Origin of the sequence: Vibrio nomapromontoriensis, from assembly GCF_050337205.1 — a bacterium.
Taxonomy (GTDB): Bacteria; Pseudomonadota; Gammaproteobacteria; order Enterobacterales; family Vibrionaceae; genus Vibrio; species Vibrio nomapromontoriensis.
In genome coordinates, this window is sequence record NZ_JAKJSS010000007.1 from 791480 (window position 1) to 816063 (window position 24584).

The 24584-nt window shown below is 43.6% G+C and carries 19 protein-coding genes; 2 read left to right on the forward strand and 17 right to left on the reverse strand.

From position 1 onward, the window contains the following. Positions 1–34: 34 nt before the first annotated feature. The 5 genes from ygjK to ebgR all read right to left on the reverse strand — a co-directional run bounded on the left by ygjK (position 35) and on the right by ebgR (position 8979). Positions 35–2416 carry an alpha-glucosidase gene (gene ygjK, locus L4D05_RS07655; RefSeq protein ID WP_428793514.1) on the reverse strand — a complete coding sequence of 794 codons (2382 nt, stop codon included), beginning with the start codon at positions 2414–2416 and terminating at the stop codon, positions 35–37. A gap of 75 nt (positions 2417–2491) precedes the next feature. Beyond that, positions 2492–3922, reverse strand: coding sequence for an amino acid permease (locus L4D05_RS07660; RefSeq protein WP_428793515.1), 1431 nt, complete (start codon positions 3920–3922; stop codon positions 2492–2494). A 99-nt stretch (positions 3923–4021) separates the two neighbouring features. After that, the gene (locus L4D05_RS07665) at positions 4022–4474 is read right to left on the reverse strand and encodes a beta-galactosidase subunit beta (protein WP_428793516.1); all 453 of its coding nucleotides are present in this window, start codon (positions 4472–4474) and stop codon (positions 4022–4024) included. A 3-nt stretch (positions 4475–4477) separates the two neighbouring features. Beyond that, positions 4478–7576: a beta-galactosidase subunit alpha gene (gene ebgA, locus L4D05_RS07670; protein WP_428793517.1), complete on the reverse strand. Its 3099-nt coding sequence runs from the start codon at positions 7574–7576 to the stop codon at positions 4478–4480. A 419-nt stretch (positions 7577–7995) separates the two neighbouring features. Further along, positions 7996–8979, reverse strand: coding sequence for a transcriptional regulator EbgR (gene ebgR / locus L4D05_RS07675; protein ID WP_428793518.1), 984 nt, complete (start codon positions 8977–8979; stop codon positions 7996–7998). A 265-nt stretch (positions 8980–9244) separates the two neighbouring features. Here ebgR and L4D05_RS07680 point away from each other — a divergent pair, with 265 nt between their 5' ends. Together L4D05_RS07680 and L4D05_RS07685 are read left to right on the forward strand one after the other, a co-directional pair. After that, complete coding sequence (locus L4D05_RS07680) at positions 9245–9577, forward strand: tRNA-binding protein (protein WP_428793519.1); 333 nt, start codon at positions 9245–9247, stop codon at positions 9575–9577. A 395-nt stretch (positions 9578–9972) separates the two neighbouring features. Beyond that, the gene (locus L4D05_RS07685; protein ID WP_428793520.1) at positions 9973–12954 is read left to right on the forward strand and encodes an EAL domain-containing protein; all 2982 of its coding nucleotides are present in this window, start codon (positions 9973–9975) and stop codon (positions 12952–12954) included. Between the two features lie 94 nt (positions 12955–13048). Here the strand turns inward: L4D05_RS07685 and L4D05_RS07690 are convergent, their stop codons facing one another. The 12 genes from L4D05_RS07690 to L4D05_RS07745 all read right to left on the reverse strand — a co-directional run bounded on the left by L4D05_RS07690 (position 13049) and on the right by L4D05_RS07745 (position 24567). Then, positions 13049–14197, reverse strand: coding sequence for an iron-containing alcohol dehydrogenase (locus tag L4D05_RS07690; protein WP_428793521.1), 1149 nt, complete (start codon positions 14195–14197; stop codon positions 13049–13051). A gap of 57 nt (positions 14198–14254) precedes the next feature. Then, positions 14255–14908, reverse strand: coding sequence for an L-fuculose-phosphate aldolase (locus L4D05_RS07695; protein ID WP_428793522.1), 654 nt, complete (start codon positions 14906–14908; stop codon positions 14255–14257). Between the two features lie 12 nt (positions 14909–14920). After that, complete coding sequence (gene fucU, locus L4D05_RS07700) at positions 14921–15355, reverse strand: L-fucose mutarotase (protein WP_428793523.1); 435 nt, start codon at positions 15353–15355, stop codon at positions 14921–14923. Continuing rightward, positions 15348–16796 (reverse strand): L-fuculokinase, encoded by a 1449-nt coding sequence (fucK, locus tag L4D05_RS07705; protein WP_428793524.1) that lies wholly within the window; start codon positions 16794–16796, stop codon positions 15348–15350. Before fucK ends, fucU begins: the two co-directional genes overlap by 8 nt. Before the next feature lie 73 nt (positions 16797–16869). Then, on the reverse strand, positions 16870–18618 hold the full coding sequence (locus tag L4D05_RS07710; protein WP_428793525.1) for an L-fucose isomerase: 1749 nt from the start codon (positions 18616–18618) through the stop codon (positions 16870–16872). 90 nt (positions 18619–18708) lie between these two features. Beyond that, on the reverse strand, positions 18709–20010 hold the full coding sequence (gene fucP / locus L4D05_RS07715) for an L-fucose:H+ symporter permease (protein WP_428793526.1): 1302 nt from the start codon (positions 20008–20010) through the stop codon (positions 18709–18711). 64 nt (positions 20011–20074) lie between these two features. Then, a complete protein-coding gene (locus tag L4D05_RS07720; protein ID WP_428793527.1) occupies positions 20075–20761 on the reverse strand; it encodes a DeoR/GlpR family DNA-binding transcription regulator in 687 nt (228 codons plus the stop codon). Between the two features lie 533 nt (positions 20762–21294). After that, entirely contained in the window at positions 21295–21654 is a 360-nt protein-coding gene (locus L4D05_RS07725; RefSeq protein ID WP_428793528.1) for a hypothetical protein, read from the reverse strand. A gap of 95 nt (positions 21655–21749) precedes the next feature. Beyond that, entirely contained in the window at positions 21750–22367 is a 618-nt protein-coding gene (locus L4D05_RS07730; protein ID WP_428793529.1) for an HAD family hydrolase, read from the reverse strand. A gap of 73 nt (positions 22368–22440) precedes the next feature. Then, positions 22441–22947, reverse strand: coding sequence for a GNAT family N-acetyltransferase (locus L4D05_RS07735; RefSeq protein WP_428793530.1), 507 nt, complete (start codon positions 22945–22947; stop codon positions 22441–22443). Positions 22948–23181: 234 nt separating this feature from the next. Beyond that, positions 23182–23934: an SDR family oxidoreductase gene (locus L4D05_RS07740; RefSeq protein WP_428793531.1), complete on the reverse strand. Its 753-nt coding sequence runs from the start codon at positions 23932–23934 to the stop codon at positions 23182–23184. Between the two features lie 174 nt (positions 23935–24108). Then, a complete protein-coding gene (locus L4D05_RS07745; protein ID WP_428793532.1) occupies positions 24109–24567 on the reverse strand; it encodes a GNAT family N-acetyltransferase in 459 nt (152 codons plus the stop codon). Between the last annotated feature and the right edge of the window lie 17 nt (positions 24568–24584).

Below are 24584 nucleotides of genomic sequence, written 5' to 3' on the forward strand. Positions count from 1 at the left end.
TATATATTCACTTAAAGATGTCTAATAAAGCTTTTTACTTTTCGGACGTAAAGAAATCGTTATAGAGCATATATAAGTGCGCCGCACTCCATGAGAAGTTCGGGGCTCCTTGTTGAGCGCCATTTAACGGGTTGTAATTCTCCCTAATTGGCCCATCTTGAACAAGACCATCGGCATGTTCAAAGAAGGTATTAGCCATTTGAACGGCATCATCACGATAGCCATATCGCTCCATCCCTTTTAAACCAAAATAGAATTGATCTACCCAAACTCGTCCACGCCAATAGATATCCGGACCAAAAGCAGGACTACTCAAAGATGCCGTGCCTAACGGCACGTAGCTATTAAACTCTTTCGGATCTTTCATGACCATAACAACCGCATCGGCATGCTGTTGAGTTGCCGCGCCATTAAAGAGTGGCGACCACCCTTCCGGCCCCTTGCCTCGCTCGACAATCGGTTTCCCGGCACAACCATTTGCCAGTGGCTTATCGTCAATACGGATGTCATAGAAGAAACCTGAGCTTTCATCAAACATGCACGTATTGATATAGTCAGATAATTGCTGAGCTTTTTCTTCAAACCTCTGCGCTTCTTGTGTTTTATTCAATAGCGTTGCCATCTGAGCAAGGTAACGATTATCGCTGTACATATAACTGGCTTGATCAACAGACTCCTGCATTAAGGAGTAGCCCAATAATGTGCCATCTTCTGCTCTATTTTGCGCGAATGACACATCCCAGTCGCTACGCTTACCGCCATTGTTTACGTATTGATCAAGCTGCTCTTTATCAATAAAACCAAACACGGCGGCATCGTCACGACCAGACTCCCAAGATGCCGCAGTTTGCGCAGGGATCTCTATATGATCCGCCTTTCCTTGTGAAAGGATTTCTTGATATTTGTCTATCCCTGCATAGGTTTGCTGCTCATCACCTATTGTTACCGTAAACAACATTTTGCCATCCACGGTATTATGAGCTTTATCTCGTGCTGCACCATATTCAGGCACACCATTGCCATTATGATCTCTATTTCTCAACCACCAGTCATGGTAAGCGACCAGCTTTGGATACATTTCCTCAATCCAAGCCACATCACCAGTGGTACGATACACTTCCCACACCGCCCACGCGGCTAAGCTAGGCTTAGTATTTCTTTCATTCCAGTTACCACCATCACCACCACGCTCCGGGCTAGTATTGTATGCGAGAAGATCTGGAATAAAGCCCTCATCCCAAGGCCTAACTGCATCATCAGCTTGGATCTGGTAAGCAAACATCGCTCGAATATTATCTTGTGCAACGGTCGGGTTAAAATGGGCCATCGCATAAGCTTGTTTCCACGTATCCCAAGGCCAGGTTTGGTTACCAGAGAACCAACGCGCCGTAACAGAAGGAGTGACGGAATCGAACTTCATCGCCCCTGCTACACCGCGCCAGTTTCCGTTTAATGTTTCTATGGCCTTAACAGCGACACGTTCTTGCGAGGCTGTCGCCGTTGGGTTCGTGAGCCCATTCGCTAAATAGCCTTCCCATCGTTGTTCAGAAGCAGTTAAATACTGAGAAGGATTGGCTAAAATAGACGTTATTATCGGTTGCTCTTGCTGATTTTCCTGCGCCGTCAATACATGAGAATAGGTAGTATAAAATGTGGTTGACCCAGTGATCGACGCTGTAGATAAGAATGTCTTTCCTTTAACGGTTGTCTCCATTGGAATCGATTTATGAACCTGATATTCCGACTCCCCTGAAGTCAGCAGATCCCAAGTTGATCGAACTTTTCCAAACGTCACTTTTAGTCCATCATCGGTAGCGACTATTTTACGCTTGTAATTTGGGTACTGTTCATCAATGGTTTGATCTGACTGAGGCACATTTTCTTTTGCATGAGTCTGAGTTAACAACTCGCCATCCCAACGAAGCGTCAACGGACCATCACTGATAATTTTGGTTTCTAGTAAAGAGGTGCGATTGGACGCAAATCTAAGTGTCAGTTCAACCGTGACATCGTCCGAAGTCAGTGTTTGAATTAACGCACCGGGCAAGCTATAAGCTTGCATAGTAAACTCAACCTTTTGCTCATCCTTATACACGGTTAGACGGTCAAAATTGGTGGCCATAAAGTTTATATATTCTTCAGTGAGTAACGCCGTTCCAGGGAACCCTCCCATACTGTCAGCATCATCAGGAAGAAGGTGTCCGTGCCACGCACCGGCATCGAAAAACGGATTGAATCGCTGATGATCATCAAAATCATAGTCTCGCATATACTCTGGAGAGCCAGTACGATCGATGACACTTTTAAAGTTTTCCGCAACCAATTCAGATTGATTCGATGCTTCGTTTTGGGTGCATCCTGAAATGGCGATAAGCGCAGAAATGGAAATGGCAATTGCTGATTTATTTAGGTTCATTGTTTAACCTTTACCAAAGCTATTATTTGTTCAAAAGAAAGGGCATCAACACTGGATGCCCTCTACACAATCGAATTACAACGTGGCAGATGACGCGCTTTGCGCACTGTTGTTCTTATTTCTTTGCTTTTTCTCGAAGCGAGAAATCCACCAGTAAGCAACGCCAGAGAACACGGCTGTCATAAACACATTGATAAAGAACGCTCTCACTAAATCAACACCTGTAGGGAACGCGGAAGCCGTCATACTCACGATAAAAATCGCGATTAATACCGACACAACACTCATACCAAATGTACGCGACCCCATACGAAAATCGCGTGGTGTTTCATCATGTTTCCAGCGGAAAACAAAGTAAGCTACCATGATAAAGATGGGCGGTAACATTGCCGTACCCGCCGTTAAGTTAATCGCGGTATTCATCATTTCTTGTACAGACTCAGAACCAAAGCCATTAACAATAAGCATGACCACAACAAAACCAAACTGCCACCACGCTGCACGGACAGGCACGCCGTGTTCATTAAGCTCTGTGGTTTTTTCACCGTAAACACCTTGAGGAATTTCAGAAAAGTGGATTTTCACTGGTGCCGCCGTCCACATCATCATCGAACCAAACATGGCAATGAACAATACGATGCCGACAAAACGACCGACAATCGACTCTGACACGTCAAAGTACTGCGCCATACCAGTAAAGATTTCCACCATACCGCCGGCGTAAGTTAACGATTCACGCGGCACAAAAACATTCACCAGCAATGAGCCTACGGCGTACATTGCACCAATTAACACACCCGCCCAAATGATAACCTTAATAAACGTTTTCTGACCGCCCTTCACATCTTTTAAGTACGCCGCTGCTGTTTCAGCACCACCTGCCGCTTGGAAAATCCAGCACATGATACCCAACGTCGCCCAGTTAATCGTCGGGCTCATCGCTTCCATGGTAATTGGCTCAGCAGGCACATGATCGCCGCTTAGTGCCATCAACGCACCTAAAACATAAATGCCAAATAGGGCAAATACGCCATATGCCACCAGCTCGGATATTTTCCCAAGCCACGAAGCGCCTTTGGTTGAAATGTGTGTTGCGGCGGCAAACAGAATAATAGAAATTAATGAGGTGACCATTGGAGAAAAGCTGTACTCATACCCCAGCATGGCGTATGACGCATACGCAATCACGTTCGGCAATAAAGATACAAACCAAAATAGATTCACAAACCAGTACAAGAATGAGCCAAGGTAAGCGGATTTCGATCCTAATGGTTTTTTCAACCAATCATACATCCCCGACTCCGAATCCTTATTCGCTGATACAAATTCGGCAATAATAAATACGAATGGAATAAAATAGACAATTGTCGCAAGTAAAAAGATAGGCGCAGAGCTTAAACCAAGCTCAATGTTATTGTTAACGATATTTCGAACGTTAAATACCGCTGCTAATGTCATAGACAACAAGGCAAACTTGCCAATGGTGCCACGTACTGATTCAGACATTTTATCCTCCAAGGAAATCACGTCGTTATATGCCAATTCATTTGGCATTGAGTAGGGTGAAGGCCAGATACTTTTGCCTGACCTTTAATAATTAATGCGTTATTTATTTAAGAAATAACCATCTTCAATCGTCACTCTAATGATGACTTTTCGAACCTGTGCGCTGCCAATGAAGCGATACGCTTCATTGTTATCAAATATCACAACCTGCCCTTCATGCACGTCACGTTTATCTCCTTCTCCAAGCAAGTATTCACGATCCGTTTCATCACTATATGGCTGGTGCGGCGTTAACGCCGACTTACTTGCAAACTCTATCGTTTCAGTACCTTGCAAATAGTAGTGCACATCAAGATAGCGGCGATGCCCTTGTAACGCAGCTTGCGCTTTAGGGATACCATCTACAATCATGTAGACGAGAGAGTCACCAATGGAGTGCATCACGCCATCTTTAATCGAATCAATATTTTCAATCGCTTCTACACATCGATTCCACTTACGGCCATCACGATAAACGCTTTTAAATTGCGTCAAATTATCCAATACGATCATGCTCTATGCCTCCAATTCTGGGTTTGTCGTGAAGACGCTATCATTGCTGAAAAAATCATGGCTAAAGTGATGCTTTGCTAACGTTTGTGCATCGCAGTTGCCCGCGTGGATTGGCAACAACGTAAAGCCATAACAGAATGTTTCCATGTAAACACGATAGGAATCGAGCACCTCACTTCCCCAGGAATTGGACCCTAGCCCCATGAGTTTATGGTCAATGTTAAGGGTAATATGTCCGCTTTTTTCCAGTTCATTCGTATGCTGCGCTTGGTGAATGTTTTCATTGGTGTAATGCCAAGCACTCACGTTTACTTCACCTTGAGGCTTAACGAGTAAACCTGCGCCACTTCGGTCAGTGAACGCCGCCCAGCGAACGTGCTGACGGTTGCCGTTATTTTGTGGAAATGGATAATTTTCAAACATCTCCTCAACGGTTGTTCGATAAACATCAATTAGGTTGGCTTGCCGACTATCTTGGTAGTTCTCTTCTGGGCCACGACCGTAGTAGTTCACTTGTTCAAAATCATTATCAATACCAAGTTCAAAACCAATCGTAGGAATAACATGGGGGTAATCACCATATCGCTCACCGCTGAGTTCAATATTCAGTTGCCCATTGGCGTCAACTTGATAGCGATAAGTACAACGCATACCAAAATCAAACACTGGTGGCGCAATAATACTCGTTGTTGTGATAGCGACACTTCCCGACGCTTCTACCACGTCGAGTGAACGAAAGTGCTCTTGCATAATCGCTAAATGAGCAGGTTCCCACAGACCATCGTGCTCTTGCTTATGGTTATCAATCATAGGCTTGAAGAAGTTAAGCTTAGGCTCTGAGACAATCAGCTCTTTCCCATCGACCACCCAAGAAGCTAACTTGCCATTGAGCTTCGAGAAAACCAGAGCAAAGTTCTGCCCCACAATTCGGTACGCTAATTGGCTCTCTTCCACATTAAGTGCGGTGGCATTGTTACAGGTAAATGCTGGCAGTTCTTCAGTACTGTCTTTCAGTTTAAACTGATAGTGAGCAATGACATGATGCGCTTCACTGTAGGACGTTCGAGAATCTTTACGTACGGTGAAAGTAATAAAAATTTCACGTGAATCTAACGGCGGTAATGCGATTTCAATCTGCCTTTCTGAATTCGCTGCAAGCTCTATCACCTTAATTGGTAATGTTGCCAACGTGTCGCCTTCTGCTCGAATATCGGCAGTGATGGTGTAGTCATCCATATCGGAGAACCACAATTTATTTTCCACCATAAACACGCCGTTCTGTGCATCCACTTCACGGATTTTGATTGGCGCAATGACCTGTTTATACTCTTTTAGGCCCGGTCCCGGTGTTTGATCTGAGTAGACGAGTCCATCCATACAGAAATTATAGTTGTTTGGGTAGTCACCATAGTCACCACCGTACTTCAGAAACTCCGTGCCATTCTCGTCTTTTGCCAAAATACCGTGATCACACCACTCCCACACATAGTGTCCTTGAATGTGGTCATGTTGATAAAACACATTTTGATACTCACTGAGTCCACCAGGGCCATTGCCCATTGCATGCGCGTATTCACAAATAATACGTGGCTTTTCATGAGGGTATTCACCAAAGGCATTCATCTGCTGAACCCGCGAATACATGGTCGAAATGATATCGACCACTTCTGCATCTCGGTCTTCTTCATAATGAACTAAACGCGTATCATCAATGGACTTCGTAGCGTCGTACATAGCGCGGATATTACACCCGTAACCAGATTCGTTTCCTAGCGACCACATAATGATAGATGGGTGATTCTTCTGTGCGTGAACGTGGCGAACCGCACGGTCAACAAACACCGCTTCCCATGCTGGATCATTAGTAATACGGCTTAGATCGCCGACATTCGCAAAACCATGAGTTTCTACATCGGTTTCAGCCATCACAAACAAGCCATAAATATCACATAGCTCATAAAAACGAGGGTCGTTGGGGTAATGCGCCGTACGAACAGAGTTGATGTTATGTTGCTTCATCAAAATCAGATCTTTCTCAACACGATCCAACCCCACTGCCCGGCCTTTAATATGGTCGTTATCGTGACGATTCACGCCATGGAGCATGACATAACGGTTGTTGATATAGAAAAGTCCATCGCGAACTTTAATGTCTCGAATACCAACACGCTGAGGAACAACCTCGACAATGTTGCCAGCGCCATCTTTTAGCGTCAGCATGAGTTGATAAAGGTGCGGATTTTCTGCTGTCCATGGAGTAGGAGAACTCAACGGGATAGACACTGTAGAGCGTAACGAAGATTCAATGTTTAAATGCGTTAAAGCCCCTTGAGATACAAGGTCGTCGCCATCGTACAATGCATAGTCCAGTGAATAGTCCAGTGAATAGTTGGCCGTGTCGATGGAGGGGTTTGTTGTATCAATAGAAGGTAAGTTTTCCATATCAACATGACAGGTGACCGTCGCGTTTTGATAATCGTCAGAAAAATCCGTACGAACCGTGACATCTTGGATATGAACCGGCGATTTCCCCACTAAGTAGACGTCTCGGAAAATACCCGCCGTCCACCACATATCTTGATCTTCAATATAAGTTGAGTCCGCCCATTGCATGACTCTCACAGCCAATAAGTTTTCGCCTTGCTGAACATAGCTGGAAACATCAAATTCTGCGGTTAAACGGCTGCCTTTGTTAAAACCCACATACTGTCCATTGATATAGACTTCAAAATAGGTTTCCACACCATCAAATTTGATGATGGTTTGCTTATCTTGCCAGTTGCTCCCCAGCGTAAAAGTACGTTGGTACGCCCCCGTAGGGTTATCAGTAGGAACAAAAGGCACGTCAATTGGGAATGGGAACCCTTCATCGGTATATTGCAGTTCACCATAGCCTTCCATTTGCCACATGCTAGGAACCGTAACGTGTGGCCACGCAGACATTGGCGTGGTGTAAAAATCATCCGGTACAAGCAACGGGTTAGTAAAGTAGTTAAACTGCCACTGGCCGCTGAGCATCATGAAGTGGCTGCTCAGTTCACGCTGGAACGTTTGCGCCTTATTAACTGAATCATAGGAGAAGAAGTATGCGCGCGGCGCCATACGATTCTCATGTAAGTGAAGGAAATTCTCCCAGTTATTCACGTCTAACCTCCGGGTCTAAAACGACCGTGCTTTCATTAATCTAAAAAGAGCCGATTTGATGCGCTCTGACTTAATCATGTAACCTGACACGGATATTAGTAAAAGTTTTAGTAAAACATAATAGGTAAAACTCCCCAATATTAACCCGATCACATTTTTATTGATGAGTGCATCAATTCTGTGAGTTAGATTGCAGAATTTTAGTAAAACATGGGATGGTAAAACGACAGGAGTGCAGGTTCTGAGGTAGAGGTAGAGGTAGAGGTAGAGGTAGAGGTAGATTAACAACGGTGTCTACGAGTGAATACGATATCTTTATTGAATAATGGATTCACTATAAAGATATCGTTAATGACTCGCCATAGACGAAGATACGGCTATTTGGTGGTATTACGCAGCTTCAGCTTACTTGGCACATACACTTGTAAAGGAAGGGTTCGACCATCTCTGGCCCGCTCCACTAAAAGGTTAGTTCCTTGAATCCCCATCATTTCTGAATGAATTCGCACCGTCGATAGTGATGGGTAGGTAAATCTTGCTGTTGGAATATCATTAATACTAATGAGTGCGATGTCATCTGGGATGGTTAAACCATGTTCATGTATTGCTCTTAAAACCCCAATAGCAATAGAATCGGATGCAATAAACAACGCACTCGGAAAAGACGGTTTGGCTAACATCTCCTTTGCAAGCTTATACCCTGAAGCACTAGAAAAATCGCCGCGATAGATGTCATCCGGCGAAACCACTCCCTTTAAACAGCCGTATTCAGCAAAGGCCTTTTCACGAATATCCGCGGTATTTGGTTGGTCTTGCCCACCAATAAAGCCAATTCGCTTGTAACCCTGTTCAATGAAGTAGTCCGCAATTTCTTTACTAATTCGCGTCAGATCGATATCTACAGAGTCGTAAGGAACACTCGAGTCACTAAAATCTACAAAGCAAATATTGTCGGTATACTTTGTTACCTTATCCAACAATGCTGCACTATTACGACCGACAACAAGTACACCTGTCACCTTCATATTTTCAGTCGGTAATTTATTGTTATAACAGTTCGTTAGCTCTATCCCCAGCTTGTTACATTGCATTTCGATCCCATGACGAATCGAGAGATAGTAAGGATCATTCACTTCTGCTTCTTGCTTGTAATTGTAGACCGCTAAAAAATGATGCTGCTGTTTTTTGCTTAACACTGATTTTTTTGAGCTACTGGTTTTGTATTCTAACTTTTCTGCGATTTCCAGTATGCGAAGCTTGGTCTCTTCTTTCACACTCAACGTGGGATCATCGTTAAGAACACGTGATACGGTAGCTAAAGACACATTCGCTTCATTAGCGATTTCTTTTAACGTTGCCATTCCTTAATACCTTTTGGCAAGGCTCACTATTTTGTGGGCGACTATTTGACTTTCATTATTGTAATCAAATCGACAAGAAATGTACGCATTTTTAGTAAAATTTGATTTCACCAGTAATGAACCTATTGAGCCACTTCCCCAAAGAACCCATCAACCAGGCATCAGGACGGCGAACCACCACAAACTTAACCCTCGCATGCAACTTGCAATATTGAGTCAAAATGATAACGTAAGTAAAACTTTACTAAAACAAGCAGGAATGACTATGAAAACGATTAAATTCTCCGATTTTTCAAAATTGGATATTAAAACCGGAACAATAACGGACGTAAAACGCCATTCGAACGCCGATAAGTTATACATCGTCCAAGTCGACGTCGGCAGTAAAACGCTACAAACGGTGACAAGTCTTGTGCCCTACTACCGCGAAGAAGAGTTAACCGGAAAATCTGTCGTCGTGCTATGTAACCTAGAAAAAATGAAGATGCGCGGTGAAGTCTCTGAATGCATGCTGCTTTGCGCTGAAACGGATGATGAATCAGAAAGTGTCCTATTAACACCAGAGCGACTAATGGGAAATGGCGTTCAAATTGTTTAAGTAAGCTTGGCAGAAAGTTATCAATAGAACACACCCCCAAGGATAATGAGTTAGAGGCTAATAGAACGGCTTGCCAAAAGCTATCGCCAAAAAACCGTAAAATCTCCGTTTTTTTGACGGGGATATACGCCTCTTAATTGTCAATATTACCGTCTCTTACTTCACAATTAATAGTCTCTATCTTCACAATCCATAATAATCAGACCATATTCATCCCCCCCCCCCAAACAACACAGATATTATTAAACATTACCGTTTTATGTCCTAATCTAAGGGGTATGCCAATGATGACAGGACAAAGGCCATTTCACCCTTTGAACTATTATCAAAAATGTCAATGCACCACCTCTTGGCTACACTTAATAACGTTTCGCCACAAACATTCGGTGCTTTTAATGAACTTTGATGACGACCAGACTCATAACAAGAATAAGCCGACAACGTTAAGCTCATTATTTCCTTACCAACACAGTTCCGTTTTTTCTAACTATGCCTACGTCAGCTTGTTAGGCCTTTATGTCGTATCAGCGTATCTCTTTTCTTTATTGAGCCCTCAAAGCCAAGTCGTGTCATTATGGCCACCAGCAGGTATCGCTCTTGCGGGGTGCCTACTATGGCAAGCCAGATTCTTACCCGCCATTGTGGCAGGCTCAGTTATTTTCAACCTTGGCATTACTGTCTTAAACAGCCATGATTTAGAATTCTCTACGATACTGTTATCCATTGGAATTGGAATGGGCTCAGCGCTTCAAGCTTGGGTTAACTATCGTTTATTAACCTACCTGTCGCTGAATATTGTTGACGCACCAGGTCTACGTAAAGTCGTCCAATTTATTGGCCTTGCTCTAGTGTGCTGTCTAATAGCGAGCTTAATCGGCAATGTATTAATTGAGGTACCATTAACAGTAACCCATCGCGAAACTTATTGGACCAACGTCGTTATTTGGTGGTTAGGGGACTTCTTAGGCGTCATCATCGTCACACCTATCATATTGGTATTGTTTCGTTCTAGAGGCGATTTCCCACACACTTTAAACCATTATCAAGCGCTTGTTTTTCCAATGTTTTTAGTGCTTATGGCTCTTATTTTCATTCAAAAATACACCGATGAATCCATAAAAGAGAATAGTATCAACCAAACCCGCATCCAGTCAGAACTCATGGAGAAAGCACTCAATCATCAGGTCGAAAATTATCTGCATTCGCTCGCCCAACTCGCCCTAAACCTCTCCGGTAACAACGACATCACCCGGGATGAGTTTCAACACATAGCGCTACCGCTCATCAATCAAACTCAAGGTCTCAAAGCTTTTTCCTGGAACCCAGTCATCGAGCAAGCTCAGATTGCCACACTTGAAGAGGATGTAAATAAACAGACTTCCGCAATATTTAAAGTACGCGGCACTCCACTGCAACCAGAGGATCCTTTTGTTGTCGTTAAATGGATTGAGCCTTTTGCCTCCAATGAAAAAGCATTTGGCTTTAACGTTTTTTCCAATGCCGCTAGACGAGAGGCTATGATTAAAGCGCAAAATCTCAACTCCCCCATTGCCACCGAAATTATTCAACTGGTTCAAGTCGATACCCAAGAGTCTGGATTTTTAATTTTTACCCCTATCAATCAAGGACCATCCCTCAACAATAATATTCTCACCCGCTCTTTCAATCTATCAGGCTTTGCGGTAGGCGTTTTTGTGGTGCATGATATTGTTACAGCTAGCCTAGCCAACACTTCCACGCACTATATGAACGTAAAAATACTGGATACTAACGCTAATGATGACGTGATTTATTTGTACAATCCTTCCCACGATACGCCAACAAAAAGTGCCATCGAGTTTTCATTTATTCAGCAGGTTGCGACACGAAATTGGAGGGTAATTCTATCAGTTTCTCCTGAAGCACTAACATTATTACAAGCCACTGACTCCGTTACCTTCCTTATCTATAAATCGGCATTCGGGGCCCTGTGTGTGTTGCTTATTATTACCTTATTCAGCAACCATAAGGTTCTGTTAACCCAAGTGAAACAACGAACAAAAGAACTGGAGACATCAAGGGATCAACTCAAAAAATATGCATTTAATGACTCGCTCACCAACCTACCTAATCGCCGTATGTTCATTGAAAAAACGACCCATGCACTGACTTTAGCCGAGCGCTCTGACAAAGTGGTTGCGATACTCTTTTTAGACTTAAATCGCTTTAAACATGTCAATGATAGTTTTGGTCATAATTTTGGTGATCGATTACTTCTCGAAGTCGCGAATATTTTTGCGACAAAACTACGGTGCGGCGACACTCTCGCTCGTTTTGGCGGTGATGAATTTACCATTCTTCTAGAAAACCTCACGAGTATAGACCAAGCGGTTACCGTCTCTAAAAAACTGATTCACGGTTTGCGTACGCCAATAAATATTGACAAGGAGTCGCTTATTATTTCCACTAGCATTGGCATCGCTATATACCCCAAAGATGGCAATAATGTCCAAGACCTTATTCGCTCGGCAGACACTGCCATGTATAAAGCCAAAGAGTCATCGGTTGGCTATTTTTGTTATTCCGACATATTAAGAAAACAAGCAAGAGCAAAATTATTTATTGAATCAGAGCTGCCTCAGGCACTGGAAAAGAACCAGTTAGAATTGTACTACCAACCGATTATAGAGCTTGCCTCTGGAAAACACATCGGCTGCGAGTGCTTACTTCGCTGGAATCACCCTCATTATGGTGTGATTTCACCAGACTCATTTATCCCTATCGCAGAACTATCGGGCGAAATCATCCCCATCGGTGCTTGGGTCATTGAAAAGGCTTGTAGAAAAATTAAAGAGTGGCGAAACCAAGGTATTTACCACCAAAAAGTGTCCGTCAACGTGTCCGTTGTACAGCTCATGTCGGGTAGGCTGATAAAGGACGTGACAACTCCCCTACAACAGTATGGTGTAGCCGCTGATTCACTCGAACTGGAAATCACCGAAAGTGTATTGATGAAAAATATACACCATGCTATTGATCTGATTACTGAATTAAAAAAGGTCGGCGTCAAAATAGCCATCGACGACTACGGGACAGGATACTCATCACTTAGTTACCTCAAACAATTACCAGTAGATAGCCTCAAAATAGACCGTATTTTCATCAATCAGCTCAGTGCCGATGACATGACGATCGTCACTTCAACACTGCAGATGGCGAATGAGTTGGGCATCAATGTCATTGCAGAAGGCATCCAAACAACCGAGCAAATGCATATTCTTCTACAACATGGTTGTCGTTGGGGGCAGGGATTTCTGTTTAGCTGGCCTCTTCCCGCTGCCAAATATAGCGAATTTTGTCAACACGATAGAAACCGCCAAATAGGTAATGTAGGGTAAATTCTATATTTAAGGCTTATCGACGTCGTTCATCGATAAGCCTTTTTTAATTCGTTCAAATAGACCATATATGAGTGAAGGTGCATCCGTGTCGCTATAAGGCAGACCTATAAAGGCCAAATACATCTTCACCAGTCAATATGCGCGGGTTGCCTCCCATACACACATCATCCATGGCTTTTTGCACCCAACCATCAATATCGGAATCCTCTATTCCAAGGCAAGCAAGTCCTGACGGGATACCAACTTCAGTCGACAGCTGCCGAATACATTCAACCGCTAATGAAGCGGCATCACTATCATTTAGCTGTGAGGTATCTCCCCCCATCGCTTCTGCTACCGATCTAAATGCACTTGGCGCGGTTTGAGCATTGAATGCACTCACCACTGGTAGCAAGATCGCATTACAAACACCATGCGCTAAGTTATGCGTCGCCGACGGCTGATGTGACAACGCGTGAACGGCACCTAACCCCGCAGAGTTAAATGACATCCCCGCTAAAAACTGCGCATCCGCAAGTGCTGCTCGTGCTTCGATGTTAGCTCCCTCCTTTACCGCAACAGGCAACCATTTCGCAATCAACTTAACCGCCTCAAGCGCCGTGGGGAGAGTTAGACGATGTGCGCCTGGCGTCACAATAGACTCGATGGCATGCGTAAGCGCATCCATGCCCGTCGCCGCAGTGACGGATGATGGCAAACCCACCATTAACGAGGGATCGTTGACCGCAACGTCTGGAATTTGCTTTGTATCCACTAAGACCATTTTAACTTGCTTCACTTCATCGGTGATCACCGAGTTAGACGTCATTTCAGCCGCGGTCCCCGCCGTTGTATTAATGGCAATAAAGAACGCCCCTTGGTTCTTAACCAAGCCGACGCCATTATAAGCGGTAATATCACCTTCATTTGATGTGACAATACGAATCGCTTTTGCGCAATCAATTGGGCTACCACCACCGACAGCAATAAAGCAATCACAGGCATGTTTGTTATAGAACTCAGCACCTTCATTTACAAGGTTAACGGTTGGATTGGGGGTGACATTATCAAAGGTTACATAGTCGAAACCTTTGTCATCGAGCGCCCGATAAAGAGAATCTAATATACCTAACTCAATCAGGTTTTTATCGGTCACTATCATCGCTTTTTTCACGGGCTGGGCGTCTAAGACAGCCACAGATTCTGCCACTGCACCTACGCCAGATAATGATAGCTTAGGTAAATTTAATGCAAACACCATAGTTATTCCTTTATGGTAAGAGCCCGACCGATCGGGCTAATCTCGATTACTTCTCAATTACTTCTCAACGCGTAAACCATACGTTTTGAATTTATCTAAAACATGGTTCATTTCTTGGGTTGGAAGAACCGGAACATTTGATTGAATCGCCGCGCATTTGAGATAGAGCTCCGCTAACACCTCCGTTTCATGAGCTAACCACAGCGCTTTTTTCAGGTTTTCGCCTACCGTGATCATGCCGTGATGCTGAAGAAGAATGGATTTACTTTGACGAATGCCACCATCTACATAGTCAGCCAACTCAGGAGAGCCAAAGGTAGCATAAGGAACACAAGGTATTTCCGTTGTGCCCGATGCTGCGACCATATAGTGGATCGCTTGGATTGGACGATTGAGTATAGAAACTGCTGTCGCGTTAATGGCATGGTTGTGAACAACGGCATGACAATCCTCTCTTGCGTTATAACATGTTAGGTGGAAAGCCCATTCACTCGATGGAATTTTACCTTCCTCAAACTCGCCTTCATTACTTACAAAAACAATATGATCCGGCGTTAACTTCTCATACTCAATCCCTGTTGGCGTGATCAGTAAGCCATTTTCAAAACGAGCGGAGACATTACCTGCGGTGCCTTGGTTCAATCCCAACTTCGTCATCTCTAAACATGTATCGATAATGTCTTGTGCTATTTCAGTTCTTGTTATTGTCATCGTATTACTTCCTTAAGCAGGCGTTACGCCTTTCTTTAAAATGATGTTTCCGTATTTGGCGGTTTCGCCCGTCAGTACAATTGCAAAGCATTTTTCGGCACGGTCGTAAAAATCAAAACGATCCATTTGCTCTAACGCGGGTCTGTCTACAGTGGTCTTTGTGATAGCGGCCATATATTTTGATTCAACAGTTGGGTCGAGTTGGTCACCTTCTACCGCCTGCATCATAATGAGAGGGCATGGACAATAAGCGTCTAACTCAAACAGCGGCATTGCACCTTCTAGGAGCGTGTCGATATTCACCCCATCCGCTCGTAATACAACATGTGACCCAAACGTCTCTGCGGGAAAATGAGCATCGGCAAATAAGATTTCATCGCCATGCCCCATTCGACTTAATACGGCAAGCAGATCTGGGCTTATTGCCGGATGTATTCCTTTAAGCATGGTGCATTTCCTCTAATAACTGTGCGTATTGTTCACGGTTCTTTGACGGGGTGATGACTTGATAAGATGGCTTCATATTTTCTTGAGCATGATTAGCATCAATGAATACCTCCGCCCCTGCAAAAGCATACATCGCCGCCCCTGTCACCGTGGCTTCAGGTTGTTCAACGACATGAATAGGGATACCAACAACGTCAGCTCTTATTTGGTTCCACAGCGTATTTTTAGACCCACCGCCTACCACCATTAAACTCTCAGTGTTTAAACCACAAGTCGTGGAAAGCACATTCAAACTGTGCATAAGTTTGATGGCTAGCCCTTCCAGCGCAGCGCGGTATATTTCCCCCCTCGTGGTGTTAATTGATAGGCCGGTAATAGCACCGTTGCCTTGACCCTTTGCATCAAGTAAGAAGGATGGGTCAAATCTAACGCCATTCGCACCAATAGGTGCCGCCTCCCCTTCTGCGACCATCACTGCGTATTTATTGCCACTCTCGACAACATCAGCAAAATAAGTGTTGGCGACCCACTCCATTACCGCGCTGGAGAGCCATTGAATAGCGGGGTTAAACAAGCCATTTTTAGCATCCAACTCCGTTGTCATACCTTGTTTTAGGTAGTCTGGTTTTAATTGAGGCCGTGGCGAGCGAGCCATCAAAATCTCCCACGTACCAGAACTTAAGAAAGACTGGTTCTCTTTGGCACCTGACCCAAATAAAGCAAACTGAGTATCATGACCTGCGGAAATCACCGGCACTTTATTTGGAATGCCTAACAAAAAGGCAACATCGTCTTTTAAACAACCCACAATTTCGCCTGCTTCCACCGTTGGCGGAAAGTGCGATGTTGTCAGTTCCAAATACTGTAATACCCCTTCGTTCCAGTCACCGCTGTCTAGATCAGTCATCATCGATGTTCCAGCCATGGTTCGGTCAGTGGTCAACTCACCCGTCAGTTTTTGAGTCAGCATGGACGAAATAAACACCCACTTATCCATATTGCGATAAACGTTTGGTTCATTGTCCTTCAACCACTTAAGTTTGAATAAGGTATTAAATGAATAGTCCCCAATGCCATTAGCCAAATACAATTCATCGCGGTCAATATCTTGAGCGATCTGGCTCATCACTGGCGCAGTGCGAGCACATTTCCATGAAATAATGGGATAGATCTGTTTTCCATCTTTATCGAAGGGCGCACCGTCCACCCCAAAGGTTGTAACAGAAACGGCGACAATATCCGTTGAATTAATTTGAGCCGTGACTTGCTTTGAACATTCAACGAGCTTTTTCCATATTTGTTGAAAATCCCAAACATGGCTTGTACCACTTTGAAGTGTCTCGTTAGCAATATAGTGCGACGCAACAATTTCACCCTTTTGATTGATCGCGATTGAGCGAACGTTGGTAGCACCGCAATCAAGAATAATAGCAATCGACATAACTCCCCCCCCCTTTCAGGCCTACCCCAAAAGAGGGCAGGCAAAATTCGTTACCTACTTAATGACCAATTCATTACTTATAGATAGGGCCGAAGTTCTGACAAGCACGGTAATCTTGTCCTTCTATATCCTGACCAAATGCAGACCAAGTATGTGGACGGAAAATGTCTTGACTATCGACGTTATGCATCGATACCGGAATACGCAGCATGGCCGCAAGCGAAATCAAATCGGCACCCACGTGGCCTGAGGTGATCACACAGTGGTTAGCACCCCAATTGGCCATGACGTCATAAACGGATTTAAATGTTCCTTCCCCCGTCAAACGCGGCACAAACCAGGTAGTCGGCCAAGTCGCGTTAGTACGTTCGTTTAAAATATTATGTACGTCTTCAGGCAGTTCGATAGAGTGCCCTTCAGCAATTTGCAACACAGGGCCAATACCTGCAATAATGTTGACACGATGCATAGTAAACGGCATGCCGCCTTCCGTTAGGAATTGAGATGAGAAGCCGCCCCCGCGGAAGTATTCTTCAATGGCAGGACACCATTTCGTCGCATTGAGAGACGCTTCCACGTCAGCTTGCGTTAATTCCCAATGCGGCTTCATCGCAGGCTTACCCTCTGCTGTTTTCGCTTTGCCTGCACCGTCGAGGGCCGCGGAACCGGAGTTAACAAGGTGCAAGAAACCTGAATCTAGGCGAGTCCCGGTGACGCGCTCAACTGCATCTTCAGACCAGTAGGTACGTACATCGTGGAAGACTTGGGCTTCTCCCGTCAGTAGCTTGCCAAACATCATGTTTACGCCATTCAAGGCATCGTTTTCAGTTGCCACGCAAATGGGCTCGCGAATGCCGTTCCAATCGAATGAAGAATTTAAGATAGCCTCAGAAAAATCACCATTGGGTAAGTGATCGGTCCAATGACGCTGGCCTTGGAAGCCTGCCAGTATGGCGTTGTGCCCTAGCGACTCTTCACCAAAGCCTTGTTCTGCCAGTTTAGGGTTACCTTGCATCAAATCTCGCATGATCATGGTCATCTTAATGACCGTATCCCAATCTTCAGCTTTACGCTCCTCGGTGAACGGAGTGCCGTTGTAATCTTTCCCTTCTTTACACCAATCTCTCGCCCAAGCGCGCGCTAATTCAAATTCTTTCTTGTCATAAACTTCACGATCCAAGCGGCGCTTGATTTCCGTCATATCGACATATTCATTACGCATGCCCAGATATTTTTGGAAGAACTCAGGGTTCACAACAGACCCTGCAATACCCATCGATACCGATCCCATAGAGAGATAAGATTTGCCTCGCATTGACGCAACCGCTAACCCTGCGCGGCAAAAGCGAAGAATTTTGTCTTGTACGTCATTAGGGATTGTTTCATCACCCGCATCTTGAACTTCTTTGCCATAGATTGAGAATGCTGGTAAGCCTACTTGTGAATGACCAGCCATCGCAGCAGCAAGATAAACCGCACCAGGACGCTCGGTACCATTGAAGCCCCAAATCGCTTTTGGCGTATGCGGATCCATATCAATCGTTTCCGTGCCATAGCACCAGCAAGGTGTCACCGTTAGTACCAGACCCACATTTTCACGTTTAAACTTGTCAGCCGTCGCTGCGGACTCAGCTACACCACCAATACACGAATCAGCAAGCACGCACTCCACTTTCTCTCCGCTCGCATGGCGGATGTGCTCTTGAATAAAATGGGCAGCCCGTTGTGCCATCCCCATCGTTTGCTCTTCTAGAGATTCTCGTACGCCCATTTGACGACCGTCGATAGTAGGACGAATACCGATTTTAACTAACTGTGACATAATTGATGTTCCTTATTATTTCTTTGATTCAGGGGCAAACTGAATACTGCCCCTGTGCATAATGCTTTACTTAACTTCGTAACCTTATTTCTACTTAACTTCGTAACCTTTCGCACCGTAGTAGACGAGGTAAACAAAGCCAATGAATGGAATAACAAATGCTGCGCCAATACCTGCTGCGTCAGAGATTTGCCCCATGATGGCAGTAAGTACTGCGCCACCTAGGATTGCCATGATGAGGAAACTGCCACCAAACTTAGAATCTGATCCTAAATCTCTTAAAGACAGCCCAAAAATAGTTGGGAACATCAGTGACATACAAGCAGACACACCCACCAATGCATAGGCGCCTGCTAGCCCACCAGCAAACATGATGACAGCAACTAACATCGCGGCGACCGCAGCCAATGCAGCAAGAAGTTTTTGCGGCTCAATGTGTTTCATCAGCGCGACACATACCCAGCGCATAAGAGAAAAAATCACAATAGAAGTCAGGAGATACGTTGATGCTTCCGCTTCCGTGCCGCCGACTTCTTGCATCACGTAACGAATTGTCCATGACCAACAGCCAATTTGAGCGCCTACATAGAAGAACTGGGCCAATACACCTTTTGTGAAGTGGCTACGCTTAACAATACGGCGGTACGCTTGACCAAATGTTGAGTCCCCCGTTGTGCTTGTATCCTTTGCCGTTGGCATTTTCGTTTTAAGAATCAATAGCCAAATCAGAGCGATAACAACCGCTACACCGAGGTATGGCATCATGACCGCGTACAATTCGTCGGACTGAATTTGTGCCAGTTCGTCTGCTGCCATCACCGCACGTTCACTATCCGTTGCAGGGTTAAGTTGCGATAAGATATAAAATTTTCCAATCAATACCCCCGTGATCGAACCAATAGGGTTGCACGCTTGGGCAATATTGAGACGCCGTGTTGCGGTTTCTTCAGGCCCCATCGCTAAAATATAGGGGTTGGCACTGGTTTCTAGAATAGAGAGACCACCGGCTAGAACAAATAACGCTAACAAGAATGGTAAGTATTCCATTGCTTGCGCAGCGGGATAAAATAACAGCGCACCTGTTGCAAATAGTCCTAAGCCTAAAAGCACCCCAGCTTTATAGCTATATTTCTGTATAAAAAGTGCAGCGGGTAAAGCCAAACAAAAATAAGCACCATAAAAAGCCGTTTGAACTAAACCCGATTGCATATCAGTCAGAGTAAATACTTTCCGAAATTGTGCAATAAGCACATCCGTCATATTATTGGCTAATCCCCACATTGCGAAACAACTACAAAGTAGCCAGAAGGCAAATTTGATTTCCTTTGGTATTACCTCTATTTTATTATTCCTCTGAGATTCAGACGAACGTATATTGAGAGTATCAGTCATAAGATATCCTTATTAATAATCACATTATTGGTTTCTAATTTATACGTTGTTTTATTTCACGTTATTACAAGTCAGTAATCACTACATCTACCGACTCACTATCACATATTTTAAGAAGACTTCTTTTTTTATATTTTGATTTGTCGGCAATGAGAATAACTTGCTGAGAAATCTCAATAAAACTTCTTTTTATTTGATAGTTATATTCATTTGAATCCCAAACCCCTGAGTCATAATCAAACCCTACACAGGAAAAGAAGCAGACATCCACAGACATATTTGTCAGCGTATCTACTGCTAGCGGACCATAAAAGCTGCTGTATTTTTCAGAATAACTGCCGCCAGTACAAATGACACTAATGTTGTCTTTCCCTTCTAAAGCAATAACATTCTGAAGGGAGTTGGTAATAATTGTGCAACTTATGTTTGGAATTTCTCGTGCTAAGCACCAACTCGATGAACTCGCATCTAGCCCGATCACCATGCCCTCTTGAATATAATCTAGAGCTTTACTGACCAGCAGTTCTTTCTCTTCTAAATAGTCTCTAGAGCGAGCATGAAAAGAACGACCCTCATCAATTTCTTGGACACTAACCGCCCCACCATGAACTCTTTTAAGTGCACCAGATTCATCGAGTTTTTTTAAGTCACGACGAATGGTTTCTACGGAAACATTAAATGCTTCTGCTATTTCCTCAACTGTAGCACTTCTTTGATCATTTATTAGTTCGACAATTTGCAGGCTTCTCATAATTTCTCCCCTCTGGCTTGATTATTAATTTACCAATGAAAAAACAGCAAAACTGTGACCAAATCGTCATCACGCCCGTTATTGACCATTTTGTGACTAGTATTGTGGACTATCATCCATAAATGCCCGAGAATTTTAAAAACGGTCATAAAACATCAATAAAGGCGCACTTTTACGAGCGACTCTTAACCATATGTTTATTCGAGAATTATTAAACCAAACCAAACAATTAATATACAACCATATGAAATCAGAAATTTTGTAGCGAAAGGGATGTCATTTAATATTTATAGGCCGAAGGTGATACTAAATAATCTCACCTTGGAATTAATACATAATTAAGGGAACAACACATTATCTATTGTCGTGGGAGTTTTACTCAGTCATATTAAGTATGCGCACTTGTCACTTTTCATTCAATAAAGTGTAGGCTAAGCCAACCTGCACGTTCAGCCATGAGTCTGACTCATGGAACCATTAGGAATAGGCAATACCGTATATTAGCTGTCAGCTGACGTGGCTAATTATCTCAACTATCGACAATGTGCTGAGGCTTGATCGGAATGTTCAACAAGTTCTATCATGTAAAGCAACCCATCCGTTTCTTCCTCAAATCCAACCGGCACTCGGTCGTCGACAAACCCCATAAATTTAACGTAGATCGCTTGATACGGTTCACCAACTTGTTCCGAAAGCTGTAAGGATGCCTGCTCGATCACTTTCATTGAAGAAGACTCACCATTTAACCAATAGTAGGCGGATTCATTGCATAAGCGAAAATCAGAAACTTCGTGTCCGTAGGTAAAGTACCCTTCAAAGGGTTGCTCCTCCTCTTCCCCTGTACAGCCAACTAACGCCATAACGGGCAGTAGGAAAAAATATGACAATTTCATTTAAACCTCAGCGTCAATACCATTAAGAACGATACACCAGCAAGAGACCGCCGCAGCGGTCGCACCTCTGCCTAATGTCTTCAGTGCCTCTACCATTAAAGTTTTACCCCAATTGATTTTAAGGCTTGTTCACATTGAGATGCACTTTCAAACTGAATAGCGGATATACCAACTAACTCTGCACCTTTAACGTTGTACGCCATGTCATCAATGAACACCGTTTCTGGAGCTTGTAAGTCATGTTGAGAAAGTAGCGAATAATAAATTTCTGGTTGAGGTTTCAGCAACCCCACTTCCGCAGAAACCGTTGCGCCATCGAATAACTCCCAGAATGAATAGGTTTCTTTTAAGTGAGATACGATTTCATGAACATTATCAGTTAACGCTAGCACTTTATAACCGGCAGATTTACAGCGTTTTATAAGGTCAACAGAACCGTAGATTAATATTTGTGTTTGTTTAACGTAATAGAAAAGGCGCTCACATTCTAGATCCGACAACCCTATCATTTCCTGATATTGAGCTTTAGCATGACGTTCCGTTATCTGTCCTTTATTTAAACTAAGCCAAGTTTCGGACTGAAATATCGATTTCGCTTGCGCTTCGAGGGAATCACTTTCGCCAAAAGTAAGCCTGACAATCTCTAAAGGTGCCCAACGAACAACAACATTACCGATGTCAAAAACTACATTTTTAATGTTACCAGAACTCATTATTTTCTCCTTTCACATAGCGTCCGCTTAAGTGCCGAGCGTTATGAAGCCACTTGAAGCATTTGTATGCAGTTTAGCCTCGGTACTCGTAAAGGTTATTTTGTAACCCATACAGCTCCATTGTTTTGTTGAAGCTGAAGCCTACTTTTTCTAGTAGTCTGTTTGACCGCGAATTATGTGGAAGAGTGACAGCAAAAACGGTATCTAATGAGAAATTTTTCATTGTTGCTGTTAACGTCTTTTCAGCCGCTTCACTAGCATAGCCTTCACCACAAAATTCAGCCAAAAATGCATAACCTAAGTCTGGATATTCCAGCTCGTCTCTTTTTAATACCCCACACATACCAATTGGGGTGTTGTCGCTTTTTAGAGATACCAAATTAAGACCAAAACCTAGTTTTGCATAACTCGCCAATGGGCCACGCTCAAGATAGTTCGTTGCGTCTTCATCAGTATGAACATTTTTATCTGCTATATAACGGATAAACGCCTTCTCATTGAGTAACCGAATAATGAACTCAGTGTCACATAGCTCAAACTGTCTAATAATTAACCTTTCCGTTTCACATACTACTTTCATGTGAATATGCCCTCAGAGTTCAAGAAACTGCTAACCTCCACTTATACATCGGTAACATGTTCATTTAACGATGTAAACAGTGAAGTACATAATTAACACTAATTGAGTCAAATATCTTGAAGTTTAATTCAATATGCTCTGAAGTTTGGTTTCAAACTGGTTTGGATGATTAGCAACTCAATGCCCTGTCATTACGCCAAGCGTTGAACATCACTCTAAAGGACTTTGTATGCATTACAGACCACCAGCTAAGTCTAAAAAATTACCGGTGGAGAATGATGATTTCTCTGAAGCAAGCCAGTAGATAGCTTCAGCTACCTCTTCTGGCTCTCCACCACGTTGGAGGGGTATTATACTTTTCAGCCTTTCAACCCTTTCCGGCTCTCCGCCATCAGCGTGCATTTCAGTATGAATTAGACCAGGGCGTACACAATTCACTCTAATGCCTTCAGAGGCTACCTCTAGTGATAAACCTTTTGTGAGAGTATCAATAGCGCCTTTTGACGCAGCATAATCGACATATTCATTCGGTGACCCAGAACGAGCGGCACCAGATGAAACGTTTATGATCGCACCACCCTTACCACCATGACGTGTAGACATTCGCTTTACGCCTTCCCGACTACATAAGAAATAGCTCGTTACGTTGTTCGAAAAGATTGTATTAATCCTATCCGCTGTCATATCTTCAAGGCGACATTGCTGACGAAGAATACCTGCGTTATTTACCACAACAGATACTTGCCCTAGTTCACGATCAATACGTTCAAATAACTGTACGACCTCGTGTTCATCAGAAACATCAGCTTGAACAATGATACATTGACCACCATTAGCCGTAATTTCTAATGCTAAGTTCTCTGCTGCAAGAGCGTTGGACTTGTAATTGATACATACCGCGTAGCCATGAGCAGCAAACAACGTCGAAGTGGCAGCCCCAATTCCTCGACTGCCGCCTGTAACTAAAACAACTTTTGAACGACTCATAAACTATCCCTGTATGATGAGTTAGAAGTAGCGCCCACTTACGTGGTAACTACAGCCCCACCGAACTTGATGAAACCACCGTAAACATACGATCCAACATTGATGCCAAAAGTACAAAACGTTAACTATTGACGCCATAGCCTCTTGTGATGTTAGTCTCTTGTAATGTACTTATTAGCGCAAATATTTCTGCCAATGTTGTAGGTCTTTTTGCTCAACTTGATAGTCTGCAAAGTCACAGGAGCGGTAAAGCCTTTTCGCAACGGTATTTTCGTCATCGACTTCCAGAGTTATTTTGAGAACATCATACTCACGGCAATACTGCTCTATACCATGAAGTAGAACTTTACCTATTCCCTGACCTCGAAAGTTATCGGACACCATGAAGTCATGGATATTGATGATTTTTTTAGCTCGATATGTCGAGTAAGATTCAAAGCAGACAGCAAATCCCGCAGGCTGATTTTCAGAGAAACAGAGAAAACCGTGAAAATATGGCAGTTCAAATAACCGCTTTACAGTATTGCTGTCTATTTCTATCGATAGTGTTGACGAATACTCGTCAAACAAATTTTTAAATAGTGTGTAGTGTCCGTCTTCTCTTATATCAACATGTATAACTGAAGTGCTCAAATCTATTTCTCCATAAA